The following is a 17526-nucleotide window of genomic DNA, read 5'->3' on the forward strand; positions in this document are numbered from 1 at the left end:
ACAAGTGTTGAATGTTTAAATTGTAAAATCGATATCCAAATTGTAAAATTTTTTCTCATTTTGTCAATCACCGGTGAGTTTAAATTAGTTTTATTTAATGTTTTTTGGGGTCAGTTTTGATTCCATTTAGAATGTTGAATGACTTTTCAATAAAATCAAAATGTACAAATTCCAGACAGAAAAAATTTTTATTAAAGAAAAAGGGGATGATTCTAATCACCCCCTTGTTTAAGCTTATAATAATATTGAATTATTTCCTGTCGAGCACCAGTTTTTTAACTGCTTCTTTTCCCTCAATGTTCAGTTTTACAAAGTACATTCCTGAAACCTGATATTCCATATTGAATGAAATGTTTTGGTTATTCGTGAATTTACGATGGATAATCTGCTGTCCGGTTATTGTATAAACGGTTACTTCAGCAGCTCCCACTCCGGCATTTTTAACTTCAAGATTCACCCAGTCTCTGGCCGGATTCGGGAACATGTTCACGTTAAAATCGGTAAAAGCAATTTGTCCGGAGTTTACCGGGTAACCATCCACACACAACTGGAAGGTATCGGCTGCCGCAGCTCCATCCGGATCAGTAGCCATTACAACAATGTTAACACAACCGGTATCTTCAATCATAGGGCTGAAAACCAGGGAATCGTTCATCATTTCGGCCCATGCAGGCAGCGGATCGCCTCCTTCAAGCATAGCGCTGATGGTGAGTTCATCGCCATCAGAATCGTAAAATAATTCACCCAAAACCGAACTAACCGGAACTTTCAATACATAGGAAGCATTAACCACCTGATCGGCAACTGGATTCACAACAATCGGAGCATCGTTCACCGGATTAACTGTTAATGTAAACGTTTCGGTAGCAATCCCTCCTTCATTATCCTCAACTGTTATGGTGATTAAAGCATTGCCCGACATTTCGGGTGCAAGTTCAATTTCCAGAGTACCTGTACTTCCAGTAGCATAATTTACCGTAATTGCGCTGACCAGTTCATTGTTGTCGCTTTCTGCAGTTACAGTAACAGTTTGTTCTTCCATATCGTTGCCATACGAAATTCCCGACAGTTCCACTGTGACTGGTGGATCATCCTCGTTGGCTGTTACATCTTCAACAGGATCAATTGTTGGCAAATCATTGGTTGTAATAACTGTTACGGTAAATGAAAGGGTAGCAGTATTACCTCCACCGTCTTCAACCATCCATGTTTCAGTTGTGGTTCCGGCAGGGAATATTCCATCCGGTCCGAGACCTTCAACAAGTTCAGGAACGAGTACGCAATTATCCAATACCTCTATAACCGGATATTCAATTGCAGATTCAGCCAGACCAGGTTCAAGAACAACTTCAATATCAGTAACCGGAACGAAGTCTGGAGGAAGCGTATCGTGAACAATTACCGTGGTCCATTCCCATGCTTTATTGCCTGCTTCGTCTTCCACAGTTAAGCGGGTGTGTATTACATCATCATAAACCTGTGCACATGTAAAAATATGCGGATAGGCACTTAATTCAAGTTCTTCAAACGGTGTGATGGCGTCATTAGTTCCTGCCGCCATTTCTTCCAGGTCTGCACGAGTCAGCACATATCTTCCTGTTTCATCAAGGTAAACCTCAATGGGATTGGCAACAACATTCGGAGCTTCTTCCTGGTTAACAACCGTTACATTAAAGCTGCAGGTTGAAGAATTCCCGGCTGCGTCAGTGGCTGTTAGTGTGACTTCTGTGGTACCAATGGGAAAACAAGTTCCTGATGGATAATCATAAGTTGCTGTTACTGCGCCACAATTATCAGAAGCACCGCTTTCCAATATTTTGTAAGAATGCCATAAGGTGCCGTCTGAAATCCAGATATGGCCATTGGCGTAACTTGTGTTTAAGTAGCTTGCCCCTGGTGCTGAAATTGGCAGTTGAACTGAATGGGAATAAACGCCGGTAGTTTTATCCACAAAATACACGGCTTTATTTAAATAGTCGTAAATCAGTGCTTCTCCTCCTGGTATTCCTGTATAACCAACAAAAGTGGAATTTAATGTATTGGCAGGAAGTCCGGTGATTGGAATTGCACCTCCAATCAAGGCTCCCGTGGTTCTGGAAGTTTTGTAAATAGAATTATTAAAAAAATAGATAACTTCATCCAAATCATAATCATAATCTGCTTGAGATTGTGAATCTGGTTGATAATTAGTTGCCGGGTCATTTGTTCCGGTTGAAAGTGCATATCCATTGGCATCCAAATCTACAACCCTGTAGCCATCACCGCCATAGCTGCTGCCTTCCAATGCTGAGGTGTTTGGATTCCACCATAATCCTCTGAAATCAAAATTTGCAGTGTTTGCAGCAAGCTGACTTCCAGTTTCGTCGTAGGTATATAATGTATAGCCCGAAGAACCTGCCCGAATCGCGTAATAAAGTTTTTTATCCGGATTGTATGCTACCCCAGCCTGGTTTGTGGGTGCATTGGGCAGTGTAATCCCCGGTTCTGCTTCTCCACCTGTTATTATTCCCAGGTCGGGCAAATTCACAACTGCACAGTTTTCTCCCGGATCGTTGTATACAACAATGTCTTCAGGACAGGTAAATACGGGAGGTTCTGTGTCATTTACGATTACATTGAAGGTGCAGGTATCAAGATCTCCTCCGCCAAAATCAAACTCGTATTGCTGAATTGTGGCTCCTACAGGGAATTCATCACCACTTGAAAAGTCGCTGTTATCGATTTGCGTAACGGTGGCTCCCTCTGCTGTGGGGGTATCGTAATTTACAATAGCGCCACAGATTCCGGGATCGTTATCAACAATAACATCTGCACAATCGCATTTTTTTGAAACCCAGAGCAAAGCATTGGCCAGCAAAATATCTCCATCGGTTGTAGCATCCCAAAAATCACCACGAATTGTTGAAGATGGTGGAAAGATATTAATATCGGCTCTTCTTGCGCTGGCAGGGCCTAAATTTTCTTTTACCACAACCAGCGGCAGCCCGTCACTCCATTCCGCAATTACTTCCGAGCCGGCTGTCATTGTTGCATTATTGCTTCGGAATTCATTAGGATTAACCAAACTGGTTAAACCCTCCATAATGGGATGGTTTGCGTCGTGAACAGTTCCAAGTGTGGTTGTGGCACCTGATGTGTAAGTTCCCAGGTTTAATAACAAATAGTCTGTATTAAATCGGGTACCTTCTATTCCCCAACCAGTAAAGAGATTAAAAACTGCTGATACCACACCTCCGCCTTCATCAATATAAGCTGCAAGGGAATCTCCAACAGTATCATTTAGTGAACCATCTGCCCAAACAAGTATGGCATCATAATTTCTGAGGGTTTCCAATGTGGGAGTGGTATAAATTTCTGTATCCACTAAATTGAACATACCCGTATTCATTAAATAGGTTTGAACGTCGGTTACATAAGTGACATCGTCAGCCGCTAATAATAAAGCATCAATTTTGCACTCAGCATCATTTGCCAAAGCTTGTTTAGCAAAATGGCCGGGAACAGTTGCCGATTTCAAATTTTGCACTCCTTCTTTATAGGAGGCATAAGGTAAATTTTGGGTATTAAACTCTTGTCCTGTTGTAAATAGAAAAATAAAGGACAACACTAAAAAGAAGTAAATTTTTTTCATAAATAACTGAATTTACGGTTAATAATAATTATATTAAATTTATTTATTTGAACATTATTTACTTCCTACAATTTACGTAGTTTAAAATTAATAAAAGGAAAAGTTCAATAGTTTTTTACAAAAATAATTATGCTATTCCTCATCTTTGAAAATCAAAAACTTTTCCCTACTTTTGCGCCCGGTAATTTTAAGCCGTTTCTATCTATCGCGATGCTGCGGCTTAAACATGGTATAATTAAAAATTTTAAAGATGTATTTAACACCGGAAAAAAAACAGGAGTTTTTTGCCCAATTTGGCAAAGACGAAAAAGACACAGGTAGTTCCGAAGGGCAAATTGCCCTTTTCACTTACAGGATTAACCACCTTACAGGACACCTGAAAAGCAACAAAAAAGATTTCAGTACGCGCAGAGCGCTAATCAAGCTTGTTGGTAAGCGGCGCAGGCTGCTCGATTATTTAAAGGAAAAAGATATTGAACGGTACCGCGCAATCATCGAAAAACTGAAACTGCGTAAATAGAAAAAATAATGGAAAGGCAATGATTGAGTTGCCTTTCTTTTTTGTATCTTGCAAAACCTCACCACCCATTGTAATTTATAAACATTTTGAATTTATTGAGAAAAATTATGGTAAACGCAACAACAAAAACAATCGAACTTGCCGATGGCAGGACGATTACCATAGAAACCGGCAAACTGGCCAAGCAGGCCGATGGGTCGGTGGTGGTTCGCATGGGTGAAACCATGGTGCTGGCAACCGTTGTTTCAGCACAGGAAGCAAACGAAGATGTAGATTTTATGCCGCTTTCGGTAGATTACCGCGAGAAGTTTTCAGCAGCCGGACGCTTTCCCGGTGGATTTTTAAAACGCGAAGGCCGCCCTTCCGACGAAGAAATTTTAACTGCCCGCTTGGTTGACAGGGCATTGCGCCCGCTGTTTCCCGAAGATTACCACGCAGAAACTGCCGTGATGATTTCGTTGATTTCAGCCAGTAAGGAAGACCTGCCCGATGCACTTACCGGACTTGCAGCTTCGGCTGCCATTGCAGTGTCTGATGTGCCTTTTGAAACACCAATCTCAGAAGTACGCGTGGCTCGTGTAAATGGTCAATTGGTAGTAAATCCTACCTATTCGCAGTTAAAGGAGTCTGACCTCGATATTATGGTTGGTGCTTCTTCCAACAACATTATGATGGTGGAAGGGGAAATGAATGAGGTTTCTGAAGAAGAAATGCTCGAAGCCATTAGGTTCGCCCACGAAGAAATTAAAAAACACTGCCAGGCTCAAGCTGAACTTGCAGCAGAATTGGGTATAGTAAAACGGGAATACAGTCACGAAAAGAACGACGAAGATTTGCGTGAAAAAGTAAAAGCCGATTTATACGATAAATGTTACACACTGGCAAAACAACAAACTACTAAACAGGAACGGACGGCTGGTTTCGATGCCATCCGCGATGAATACATTGAAGCATACAAGGAAGCCAATGCTGAAAATGAAGAGGTTGACATTGAGCTGCATGAAAAGCTGATTAAACGGTATTTTCACGATGTGGAAAAAGAAGCCATGCGTCGCATGATCCTGGATGACAAAATCAGGCTCGATGGCCGGAAGACAGATGAAATAAGGCCAATATGGGGCGAAGTGGACTATCTCCCGGGGTCACATGGTTCGGCACTTTTTACCCGCGGCGAAACTCAATCACTGACCTCAGTTACGCTGGGCACGAAAATGGATGAAAAAATCATCGATAATGTGACTGTTCAGGGAAAAGAAAAATTTCTGCTTCACTATAATTTTCCTCCGTTCTGTGTTGGCGAGCCCCGCACTCCGCGTGGCCTGAGCCGCCGTGAGATAGGACATGGAAACCTGGCGCACCGTGCTTTAAAACGGATGATTCCGGAAGATTTCCCTTACATGGTTCGTATCGTTTCCGACATTCTCGAGTCTAACGGATCGTCGTCAATGGCAACGGTTTGCGCCGGAACGATGGCTATGATGGATTCAGCTATGAAGATGAAAAGGCCGGTGTCGGGAATTGCCATGGGTTTGATTACAGATAAAGGTTCTGAAAAATACGCTGTTCTTTCCGATATTCTGGGCGACGAAGATCACCTGGGCGATATGGACTTTAAAGTAGCCGGAACCGTAAATGGAATTACTGCCACACAAATGGATATTAAAGTGGACGGACTTTCATACGAAGTTCTTTCTCAAGCGCTTATGCAGGCAAAAGAAGGCCGGTTGCACATTCTGAATAAAATGATGGAAGTGATTTCTGAACCACGATCCGAATTCAAACCAAATGTACCGCGTATTGAGGTTATTGAAGTTCCGAAAGATATGATTGGTGCAATTATTGGGCCAGGTGGAAAAATTATTCAGGCTATTCAGCAGGAAACCGAAACCGTGATTGCTATAGAAGAGGTTGGTGACATAGGGAAGGTTGAAATTTCGGGTGCCGGAATTGAAGCTATTGAAGCGGCTAAAAAACGAATAAAAGCCATTATTGCGCTGCCCGAAGTGGGTGAAATATATAAAGGGAAAGTAAAATCTGTTGTTTCATTTGGTGCATTTGTGGAAATTATTCCCGGCAAAGACGGACTACTGCATGTTTCTGAAATGGCCTGGGAGCGGGTTGAATCAGCAGAAGATTTTGTGAAAGAAGGAGAAGAGCTGGAAGTAAAACTTATTGGTATTGATGAAAAAACCGGTAAACTTAAACTTTCGCGCAAAGTTTTGCTACCAAAACCTGAAGGTTATGTGGAACGTCCGCCACGTGGCGATCGTCCGCCCCGCAGAGATGGAGGCCACCGGGATGATAACCGCCGCGGAGGAGACCGCAGGGATTTTAACCGCCGTGATAATGACCGCCGCGACAATGACCGCAGAGATCATAACAGGCCACGACGCGACAACTAATTTTATACGATATATTTTTTTACAGAAGCCGTTCATTCATTGGGCGGCTTTTCTTTTATTTGCTAATTTTAAGTCGAAAATATTTGAGAAATGGAAGATTGGTCAGAACAGATAATTTTAAGGCTCGATGATAAGCTGCGAGGAATAAAACAGCGCGATTTAAGATTTTTTCGCATTGAAGAATTTAAACGGAATATTGAAAGGGTTGGTAATTTTTCGAAAAGTTGTCCGGCCTGCGAAAAGGAAAAGTTAAATATTTCCGAAATTACCGGGAAAATTAATGAAGCCATCAATGTTCCGGGAAAATCGCGCAGGGAATACGACCGCATTATAAGCCGGTTGTCCACACATATGCAAAAAGTGCATGGCTTTTTCCCTCCGTTTTATTTTACCTATTTGCTTTCATTTTTTGGAATGGTTGCCGGTCTTTTGTTGGGGTACTTTCTTATGAAAATTTTTCCTGCCTGGAACTGGATTATGCTTGCTTCGGGATTTGTGGCCGGTTTATTTGCCGGTTATGTTTGGGGTATCAGAAAAGATGCAAAGATTAGAACTCAAAAGAAACTTATGTAATAATTTACAGACTGCTTATGAAGTATTTAGTTATTGAAGGAAACATTGGATCGGGGAAAACAACCCTGGCAAAAATGCTGGCAGATGTTTTAAATGCAAAACTCATTTTGGAACAGTTTGACGACAATCCGTTTTTGCCCAAATTTTACAAAGACCAGGAACGGTATTCTTTTTCACTCGAACTCTCTTTTTTGGCCGACAGGTACAACCAGGTAAAAAAGGAAGTTTTGAACCTCGACCTTTTTCACCCCCTAACCATTGCTGATTATTATTTTGCAAAAACTGCCATTTTTGCGCAAAATACACTAAAACCAGATGAGTACCGTCTTTTCAGGCAAATTTTCAATATGGTAGTCGATAATATTCCAAAACCTGATTTATATGTGTTCCTTTATGCTGATACCTCAAAACTGCTTGAAAACATAAAAACCCGGGGCCGGGATTACGAGCAGGAAATTTCTGCCGGTTACCTTGAAAAAATAAACGAGGGATATTTCAGCTATTTTAAAGGAATCTCCTCATTCCCAGTACTTATTGTTGATATAAATCAAATTGATTTTGTAAAATATCCTGAACATTTTGCACTTATTAAAGAAACCCTTTTTAAAAGTGATTATAAATTAGGCACAAATCGGTTGATTTTGTCTTAAAATTATATTTATTCACTTTCTGAAATAAAAAAGCTTACTATTTTTGTGTGATTAGGAAAATAATATTAATTCAAATAAATAAATAATACGGTATGTTATGAAAAATTTCAGATTAAAAACGTTGGTTCTGTTTGCATTAACTGCTGCGCTGCTATCGGGTTGTGCAGGCTTAAAAAAAATGAAAAAAAATGCTGATCAGATTCAGTTTAAAGTTACACCCGAGGTTTTGGAAACCCATGCAGGAGAAGTTGATTTGACTGTTGATGGAAGGTTTCCGGTAAAGTATTTCGATAAAAAAGCCACACTAACTGCAACGCCGGTTTTAAAATATGATGGTGGCCAAACCAATTTTAGCCCGGTTGCCCTTCAGGGAGAAAAAGTTCAGGGAAACAACAGGGTAATTAGCTACAATGCAGGAGGAACTTTTAGTTATAAAGACGCTGCCGATTTTAAAGAAGCAATGAGAAAATCAGAGCTCTTTGTAAATATTACCGCTTCAAAAGGTTCAAAAACACTTGATTTCGATCCCATTAAAATTGCCGATGGAGTTATTGCAACCAGTACCATGGTGGCTAATTTCCCAAAACCAATTTTGGGTGTACGCCGCGAAGCAAACAATTCAGGCAAATACGATCCCAATGTCGATCCGTTTCAAAGAATCGTGCCTGACGAAATGCTGGCTGACATTCACTACCTCATTAACCGCGCAAATCTTCGGAATGAAGAAATTACAGCGGAAGATGTAGCTGCTTATTTGCAATACACGCAAAAAGCAAACGAAGAAGAACGTATCGATTTGAAAGGTGTTGAAGTTTCAGCTTACGCTTCACCAGACGGTACCATCGATTTTAATACCGAACTGGCCGGAAAACGTAAAGATTCTTCTTCCGATTTTCTGGCAGGTAAATTGAAAGAGCTGGGTGTTGATGTTAACCTAAGAACAAAATACACACCTGAAGACTGGGATGGTTTCAAGGAAAAACTCGAACAATCAAATATTCAGGATAAAGAACTGATTCTGCGTGTTCTTTCCATGTACAGCGATCCTGAAGTTCGCGAACGTGAAATCAGAAACCTTTCTGAAACTTTCACCGAACTGGCTGAAAAAATTCTTCCTGAACTGCGTCGTGCAAAACTGCTTACCAGTGTTGAACTGATTGGAAAAACCGATGAAGAACTGATGGCACTTGCAAAATCAGATCCGGCTTCACTAAATCCGGCAGAGCTGCTTTACGCTGCCACTTTGTTTGAAGAACTTGATGAACAACTTTCAGTTTACAACTCATTCATTAAAGTTTATCCGAGCGACTGGCGCGGACCCAACAACGCAGGTTATGTTTTGGTAAAACAAATGAAATATAACGAAGCAAAACCATTGTTTGAAAAAGCTGAAACACTTAAAAACGACGAGCCTATTGTAAAAAATAATTTGGGTGCAGTTGCTCTATACGAAAATAAAGTTGAAGAAGCTGAAACACTTTTCGGTGCCGCTTCAGGAGCTGGTAAAGAGGTAAACTACAATTTAGGAATTGTTAGCCTTAAAAAAGCAAACTACGACCAGGCTGTTCGCTATTTCAGCGACTTCCAGGATGTAAATACCGGTCTGGCTAAAATTCTGGCTGGCGACAATAACGGCGCATTGCGTGATTTGGAAGCATTCCAACGTCCCAACTGTTTTATGAAAGAATACCTGAAGGCAGTAATTGGTGCCCGCACCGCTCGCGAAAACCTGCTTTTCGAAAGTCTTGGCACTGCAGTTGAATACAATGCGGATATGAAAGCAAAAGCAAAAACCGATTTGGAATTTGCTAAATATTTTAATAATCCACGTTTCCAGGAAATTGTGAATTAATATTTTTAGTTCAATAAAAGCGAAGGGCAGTCATTTTTTGGCTGCCCTTTGTTTTTTATGACATTTTACGTTTCATATTCAACAAGAAAACAGTATTTTTTCCGAATCATTTATTTTAAACGAAAATTCAATTTATAAACTATGAAAAATATCAATAATTACATTGAAGAGAACAAAGACCGGTTTTTGGAAGAATTATTTGGACTGTTGCGGATTCCGTCAATCAGCTCAATAAAAGATCATAAACCGGATATGTACAAAGCAGCCGAATACTGGAAAGAATTGCTGCTGAAATCGGGTGCAGATAAAGCCGAAATATTTGAAACAGCCGGAAACCCGGTTACTTACGGCGAAAAAATAATTGATCCCGTTTTGCCAACTGTTTTGGTATATTCTCACATGGATGTGATGCCGGTTGATCCCATTGAAAAGTGGAATACTGATCCGTTTGAACCTGAAATCCACGATGGAAAAATTTGGGGCCGCGGTGCCGACGACGATAAAGGCCAGGGAATGATGCACGCTAAGGCATTCGAACTAATGGTTAAAACCAATGCGCTACCCTGCAATGTGAAATTTATGATTGAAGGCGAAGAGGAAATCGGTTCGCCCAACCTGGGAAAATGGTGCGAAGAACATAAGGAAATGTTGAAAGCCGATGTAATTTTGGTTTCAGATACCTCAATGATTGCCCCTGAAATTCCTTCCATTACAACTGGTTTGCGCGGACTGGCCTACTGGCAGGTGGAAGTTACCGGACCAAACCGCGATTTGCATTCCGGTTTGTTTGGCGGAACAGTGGCCAATCCCATAAATGTACTTTGTTCCATGATTGACCAAATGGTGGACGAAAGGGGAAAAGTTACGATTCCAGGTTTTTACGACGATGTACTTGAAGTTTCGGCAGAAGAACGCGAACTTTTAGGGCGTGCACCTTTTAATGTGGAAGAATACAAAAAAGCCATTGATGTTGAGGAATTGGCTGGAGAAGAAGGTTATACACCCACTGAACGCACTGGTATCCGGCCTTCGTTTGATGTGTGTGGAATTTGGGGCGGCTACACCGGAGAAGGTGCCAAAACGGTTTTACCATCAAAAGCCTTTGCAAAAATTTCGACCCGTTTGGTTCCCAACCAGGATCATGAAAAAATTGCAGAACTCTTTAAACAACACTTCGAAAGTATTGCACCGAAATCTGTTAAGGTGGAAGTCACACCCCTGCACGGCGGACAAGGTTATGTATGCCCTATCGATTTTCCAGCTTACCAGGCCGCCGAAAAGGCTTACACCGATGTTTATGGCAAACGACCTGTTCCTGTTCGGTCAGGAGGAAGCATTCCCATTATTTCCACTTTCGAGGAAATTCTGGGAATTAAATCTGTGCTCATGGGATTCGGCCTCGAAGCCGACGCTATTCATTCACCCAACGAAAACTACCCGCTGGAACAGTTTTTTAACGGAATTAAAACCATTCCGCTGTTTTATAAGTATTTTGCGGAAATGAATAAATAACTTATTTGCAATTATTCAGATGGTGGCTTCTGGTCACCTGCTGAATTTTTTTGGTTTGACATGATGTCGTTAAAAAAATCATTTGTATTTATTTTTGTTCTTGGGGCAATTTTTGCATGCGCCCCAAAAAAGCAAAAACCCAACTTCGTTTTCATTCTGGTTGACGACCTGGGCTGGGCCGATGTAAAATGCAATTATCCTGAAAGTTTTTACGATACGCCAAATATTGATAAGTTGGCCGAAGGTGGAGTCCGTTTTACACAGGCTTATTCTGCCAATCCGGTTTGCAGTCCCACCCGCGCGTCCATTATGACCGGCAAACATCCAAACAGGGTAAATATTACCGACTGGATTCCGGGCAACGATCCCAAAAACCGCCCACTGCTTGGGCCGCAAGATGGAAACGAACTGGCACTGGTAGAAATCACTTTAGCCGAAAAGTTAAAAGAAGCCGGTTACCAAACTTTTTTTGCAGGGAAATGGCATTTGGGCGATGAAGGTTTTTTCCCCGAAGATCAGGGGTTCGACATCAATCTTGGTGGCCATGACAAGGGGAGTCCGCCGGGAGGATATTATTCGCCATACAATAATCCAAAACTTAAAGATGGTCCGGATGGGGAATATTTAACCGATCGGTTAACCAACGAAAGCATTCGGTTTTTGGAAAAAAACAAGGAAAATCCGTTTTTGCTGTTCCTGTCGTTTTACACGGTTCACACGCCCATTCAGGCTGCTAATAAACATGTTGAAAAGTATGAAATGAAAAGGGAAAAACTGGAACTGGATTCCATTCCCCACAAAAAGGAGGGCGAAGGATGGACAAAACTGGTACAGGAAGACGCTGCATATGCATCGATGGTGGCAGCTATGGATGAAAATGTGGGCCGTTTGCTTGAAGCACTTGCCAAAAATGGTATGGATAAAAACACCTGGGTTATTTTTACCAGCGACAACGGTGGACTTTCAACACTTACCCGAAAAAACGCACCCACAAACAATGGCCCGCTGCGTGCCGGGAAAGGCTGGTGTTACGAAGGAGGAATCCGGGTTCCGTTAATTATTACCGGACCAGGGTTAAATAGCCCTGGCCGAATTTCGGAACAACCAGTAGTGAGTATGGATTTTTTTACCACATTATTATCTCTGGCCGGAATTCAACATGAAAAAAATGATGGAGTAAATTTGCTGCCAATTTTAGCAGAGGAGAAAAACATCTCACGCAATGAATTGTTCTGGCACTTCCCGCATTACCACGGCAGCGGCTGGAAACCTGGTTCGGCCATCAGAAAAGGTGATTGGAAACTTGTGATTCATTACGAAAGCAATCATATAGAACTTTTTAATCTGGCTGAAGACCCCGGAGAAACAAAAGATATTTCCGGAAACTTTCCTGAAAAACTGATTGAACTCAAAATATTGCTTGAAGAAAAACTGGCCGAATCAGGCAGTCATTATCCTATTTCAAATCCAGGTTTTGAACCGGATTAAAACCTCAGCCGGTAATCAATTCCCAAAATTTGAATGGAAGCTTTTTCAGTAAAATAACTGTGGAGCCGGTAATACAGCCCACTCTGTGCAAATCACCAAACCGGCGGGTGAACCCTACGTCAAACCTTGATTTATGCAATTTATTTTTTATCAGGTTATGAAGGAGTTCGTAGCTTGTAAATGGACTGATTCTTTTGGCTTTGGTTCTGTTTTCCAGTTTCGCCCTTGGCCTGAAATATTTACTCGAATTTTCATCACCTGCCTCGGAGAAGTTGGTGTATCTTCCGCGTAACGATAATTCGAAGCGGTTTATATCTTTTGATGCCTGTGCATCGAACGTAAACCGGCTGTAAGACACATTCCCCTTATTTTTTACTTCTGCACCAATTCTGTAGGTACCTGAAAAAGCCAGAAAAGAAAAAACATCATACGAAAGTTTTCCCTGCACCACATATTCATCTAACTGATATTGGTCTTTTAATCTCATTTGGGATATATTGCTAAAAGAAAATCTTTCCTGAATTCCAATTCAATCCAGGTTTTGAATTTTTCAGTTTTGGCCTTTGCCGGAAGTCCACTAAAAACAGTTAAAAAAATAAGAATTTTTTGCAATCATATTATTTTGCCTCCATTTTTGAATGGCCATTGTTGTCAAAAAAATGATAATCTGGGCCATTTTGCATTTGTAATTTATTTGGCCACTTGAAATTTTTTAATTTTCACACCGGTTCTGTTTTCCAGATCTTGCAGAAGAAGGGCTTCATTTTGCCTATGAAGGTTTTCAATATTTTTGTAAATAATTACTACCGAATTTTCCTGGTGCATCTTTAAAATATTTTCCAAAGCCCATATAGCTCCAACAAACAGGATGTTTACAAAAGTAAGTTCCAGAAAACCTAAATATTCTTTTGAAAGAGCATTGATAACCGATACAACAATGATGATAAAAGGTAAGTCATTTCTTTGGGTGGAATAGTATCAGTACGGTATCTGATGATGCCAAAAATAGCAAATAATTCCAAGGCAAAAACCAGCTCAAGAGTTAGGCTTTCAAGCAGATATATATACCAGCAAAAAAAAGCAATACTTATTGCAAAATAACTGAAATAAAACTCCTTTCATTTACTGATTAAGGCATATAGGAGCACAACAACAAAAGTAGTGGCCAGATTAATGGCAAACCGTAAAAAAAAGGGGAGTTAAAAATTCTGTTTCTATTGTACTCAGGTTAAAGTTACTGAACATGATTTTGTTTTTAAAAAGAATGCAACATAAATGTAAAATTTAATTTACAATCCTACCTTCCAAAGTTTTTAATTTGAAAACCTTTCTTCTAAAATTGCCACAGAAAATTATATGCTGACGAATTTTCTAGTTAATTTTGTTTCAACATCAATTATAACCTGTTAAATGAAGAATTTATTTTATGCTATTCTCATTTTAATCTTCCTGCCAAAATTAATTGCAGGGAATTCAGTTTAAAAAAATCAAATCATGCACAATAGTATTTTTAAATACAGTGTTATATTCATTGCATTTCAATTGTGCTGTACTGAAATTACAGCCCAAGACTGGAAGGCAATACCGCTGGTATCTTCAAAAATACTGAGCAATGGACATTCGGGTGGCGAAGGATGCCAGTGGCCCCAAGCCATTGAAGTGGATCAAACTGATGGTTCGTTCCTTTTGTTTGGCACCGATGTAGGAGGAATATACCGCAGCACAAATCGTGGGAAACTATGGGAGCCCTGCAACATAGGTTATCATCCGCGCGGAAATTGCGGATTTGCCATTGATCCCAACAATAATCAACGTGCCCTTGCTATTGGAGGTAACAGTATTGAAAATAAAAATCATGGCATTTATCTCTCAACAAACCAGGCAGCATCATGGAAGCACGTACTGCAGGAAGAATTTTACAACGGATACCGGGATTTTAAAGATAAAGTTGCTTTTGATGCAAGCAGCCTTGATGAGGACCTGGGATATTCTACAATTGCCTACTGGTCAAATCCTGCTGGTGGATTGTATAAATCGATCGACGGCGGTGAAACATGGAAGGAAATTAACAGCGAATTTGGTGATTGTACAATAAAAGTAAGCCCTGAAACAGGTTCAGTTTACGCAGGAACAATGAATGGATTTTACCAAAGCAATGATGGCGGAACAACTTTTAAACAGGTTTTCAGCGGTGTGGTCAGGGATATTGCCGTTGTCTGTTCGGAACCTTCAAAGGTTTGGTTCACAACCAGCAGGGAATTGCACGTTTCTGTTGACAATGGAGAAACATTTTCGAAAATAGAATCGACTAATTTTCCGGATAATGTGTTGGCTTTAAAAGTGAGCCCGGCCAATCCGGAAAAAATAGTTGTTTGCCATAGTGCTGGTGAGTATTCCAAACCCATTTACATTTCTGCAAACGGTGGAATTACCTGGCAAATAGCACAAATAGACAATTCCAATGCATTTATGCCATTTAACGGCCGGCACCATGAATTTGCCTGGCATCCGACCGATGAAAACAAGGTGTGGGCTTTTGGCGGCGATTGGATTACCAGTAGTAGTGACGGTGGAAAAGAATTTGAATGGGATGCCAACGGATACACAGGAATCCTGGTAGGCGGCACCTTTAATTTTAATATTTCAGATCCTGATTTGCTATACATTGCTTCGCAGGATTACAACGGAGCTTTCACAAATAACGGAGGGGGAACATGGAAATATTGCAATGCAAGTGGTCACGGCTGGGGCGGTTTTACCTATGGCGCTTATGCAGCCGATAAAAACGTGCTGGTAACTATGGTTTCACCCGGATGGAACGAATCCGGACTGCTTACTGTTAGCCGTGATGGCGGAAATACTTTTACCAAAACCGATTTGGTTTGCAACGGTCTGAAAACAGGTTGTGGTGACGCAAAGGACCCTGATGTAATATATTTCAGTGAATATGTAACTTATGACCGTGGTGAAACATGGCAAATAATGGAAGGATGCAGCGGTGTATTCATCGCCAATTTATCGGGCGCAAAAGAAGTTTACGGTGCAGATGGAATTTCGGTAGTAAGGTCAAAAGACAAGGGAATTACTTGGGAGAATGTTGTAACATTACCGCAATCAGTGTTGGATGTGGCCACTGACCACATTAACAACCGACTTTATGTAGTAACAGGCGGCGACCGGTTGTTTATTTATGAAAATGAAATTCTAACCGAATTATCTTCACGGGTTCCAACTGATCAATTCAATAACCGTTCAATCCTTACGGTGGCAGTCGATCCTAATAATCCAAATATGGTTTATTGTGCCGGCCCTAAAAACGTTTATAAAACTGATGCCAGTGTAAAACGATCGACTGACGGTGGCGAAACCTGGGAAATAATTACACCGAACCTGCGCACAAACAACGGCGCAAATACTGGTGATGGTGCCAACGAAGTTTTTGCACTCCGGGTAAATCCCAAAACCCGAGAATTGTGGGGTGCCGGTGGGTGTTACGGAATATGGAAATTTATCCCCGAAAATAACCTGTCAATCAACTTAACGGCGCCTGCCATTGATACCATTCTCATTGCTCCCGGTAATATCATTCTCACTGCCGAAATCATTCAAAACAGCTATTCGGTTGAAAAAGTGGAGTTTTTTTATGGAGATACGGTTTTGATGAAAGATACAATACCTCCATATCAATATGAATGGCAAAATATTGAAACCGGCGAATATGAAATTTACGCTGCTGCTACCGATAGTTCAGGAAATATTGCTTATTCAGGAAAAATAAAAATGCAGGTTATTGCTTTATTGCTTCCTGAAGTAGTTGTAACATCTCCACTAAACGATGAACAATTTGAATATGATTCAACTATAGAAATTGTGACTGAAGCAAACGACCTTGACGGACAGGTAATTAAAGTTGAATTTTTTGCGAATGATACTAAACTGGGCGAAAAAACCGACGGTACTTTTTCTTTTATTTGGGAAAATGTTGTCGACGGATTCTATACTATTATCGTAAAAGTGACCGACAATACCAACCAAACGGTAACATCAAACCCGATAAAAATTGTAGTGCAAACAGAAGAAGGGTCCATTACCTACTTCGAGGATTTTAATGATAATCTGGCTCAGGACTGGATACCTGTCTTCGGAGAATGGTCGGTTCAATTTAATCAGTTCAATAATTTAACATCCAATGGAATGAATTATTGTATTTATCAGGGAACCACGTTCGCCGATTTCACATTCTCAGCAAAAGTTAAATCCGATTGGAATAACAACTTTGGCCTTATATTCAATTTTACAGATGATAATAATTTTTACCTCGTTGAACTTGATGCAGAACCTCAAGGGGTATGGTTAAAAATGGTGAAAGACGGAAATGAATCCACCATTTCAACAGCGTCTTATTCTGGTGGAGGAGTTGGGGTATTTGTAACCATTGAAGTGAAAAACGATGGTAGTTACACCACAGTGATAATTAACGGCAACACCATTTTCGATGAAGTTTTAACACCCGATCTTTCTTTTGGAAAAATAGGTTTGTACACCTGGTGGAACCCGGTTTGGTTCGACGATGTTTCGGTAATAGCAAAAGGCACAGTCATTTTCGATAATGTTTCAATGGTTGAAAAGGATAATATGTTCAGCATATTTCCAAATCCTGTTTCGGGAAATTTTGTAACGGTTAAAACAAATTCATCCTTATTTCCTTCACCTGAAATTCATATTTATAGTTTAGAAGGAAAACTTTTACATTCTGGAATAATGACCAGTGATATCATAAAATTATCAACCCAAAGTTTCCAATCGCCCGGTATTTATTTGGCCAGATTGATTAAAGGTAACAATTGTGTTCAAAAAAAGATAGTAATTCAATAATATCATCCAATGAATATGTAATA

Annotated in this window: 10 protein-coding genes and 1 pseudogene; 8 read left to right on the forward strand and 3 right to left on the reverse strand. The window is 40.5% G+C overall.

All coding sequences use genetic code 11. From position 1 onward, the window contains the following. Window positions 1-250: 250 nt before the first annotated feature. Window positions 251-3631, reverse strand: coding sequence for an HYR domain-containing protein (locus ACESMA_RS04750; protein WP_372947627.1), 3381 nt, complete (start codon window positions 3629-3631; stop codon window positions 251-253). A gap of 250 nt (window positions 3632-3881) precedes the next feature. Here ACESMA_RS04750 and rpsO point away from each other — a divergent pair, with 250 nt between their 5' ends. The 7 genes from rpsO (at window position 3882) to ACESMA_RS04785 (ending at window position 12628) form a co-directional block, all read left to right on the forward strand. Next, window positions 3882-4151 (forward strand): 30S ribosomal protein S15, encoded by a 270-nt coding sequence (rpsO, locus tag ACESMA_RS04755; RefSeq protein ID WP_372947628.1) that lies wholly within the window; start codon window positions 3882-3884, stop codon window positions 4149-4151. 107 nt (window positions 4152-4258) lie between these two features. Next, window positions 4259-6553 carry a polyribonucleotide nucleotidyltransferase gene (gene pnp / locus ACESMA_RS04760; protein WP_372947629.1) on the forward strand — a complete coding sequence of 765 codons (2295 nt, stop codon included), beginning with the start codon at window positions 4259-4261 and terminating at the stop codon, window positions 6551-6553. 90 nt (window positions 6554-6643) lie between these two features. Beyond that, window positions 6644-7126, forward strand: a complete 483-nt coding sequence (locus tag ACESMA_RS04765; protein ID WP_372947630.1) for a hypothetical protein — start codon at window positions 6644-6646, stop codon at window positions 7124-7126. A 17-nt stretch (window positions 7127-7143) separates the two neighbouring features. Then, window positions 7144-7776, forward strand: a complete 633-nt coding sequence (locus ACESMA_RS04770) for a deoxynucleoside kinase (protein ID WP_372947631.1) — start codon at window positions 7144-7146, stop codon at window positions 7774-7776. Between the two features lie 178 nt (window positions 7777-7954). After that, window positions 7955-9628 carry a tetratricopeptide repeat protein gene (locus ACESMA_RS04775; RefSeq protein ID WP_372947632.1) on the forward strand — a complete coding sequence of 558 codons (1674 nt, stop codon included), beginning with the start codon at window positions 7955-7957 and terminating at the stop codon, window positions 9626-9628. A gap of 141 nt (window positions 9629-9769) precedes the next feature. Next, the gene (locus ACESMA_RS04780) at window positions 9770-11140 is read left to right on the forward strand and encodes a dipeptidase (protein ID WP_372947633.1); all 1371 of its coding nucleotides are present in this window, start codon (window positions 9770-9772) and stop codon (window positions 11138-11140) included. Window positions 11141-11200: 60 nt separating this feature from the next. Next, window positions 11201-12628, forward strand: coding sequence for a sulfatase (locus ACESMA_RS04785; protein WP_372947634.1), 1428 nt, complete (start codon window positions 11201-11203; stop codon window positions 12626-12628). 4 nt (window positions 12629-12632) lie between these two features. On the opposite strand, the gene ACESMA_RS04790 is transcribed toward ACESMA_RS04785, so the two are convergent. Together ACESMA_RS04790 and ACESMA_RS04795 are read right to left on the reverse strand one after the other, a co-directional pair. Then, window positions 12633-13157 (reverse strand): DUF2490 domain-containing protein, encoded by a 525-nt coding sequence (locus tag ACESMA_RS04790; protein ID WP_372947663.1) that lies wholly within the window; start codon window positions 13155-13157, stop codon window positions 12633-12635. Window positions 13158-13318: 161 nt separating this feature from the next. Then, a pseudogene (locus tag ACESMA_RS04795) lies at window positions 13319-13734 on the reverse strand (DUF4956 domain-containing protein); the annotation flags it as partial. A 388-nt stretch (window positions 13735-14122) separates the two neighbouring features. Here ACESMA_RS04795 and ACESMA_RS04800 point away from each other — a divergent pair. Continuing rightward, window positions 14123-17503 (forward strand): VPS10 domain-containing protein, encoded by a 3381-nt coding sequence (locus tag ACESMA_RS04800; protein ID WP_372947635.1) that lies wholly within the window; start codon window positions 14123-14125, stop codon window positions 17501-17503. Window positions 17504-17526: the final 23 nt, after the last annotated feature.

The organism is Mariniphaga sp. (assembly GCF_041687215.1).
Taxonomy (GTDB): Bacteria; Bacteroidota; Bacteroidia; order Bacteroidales; family Prolixibacteraceae; genus Mariniphaga.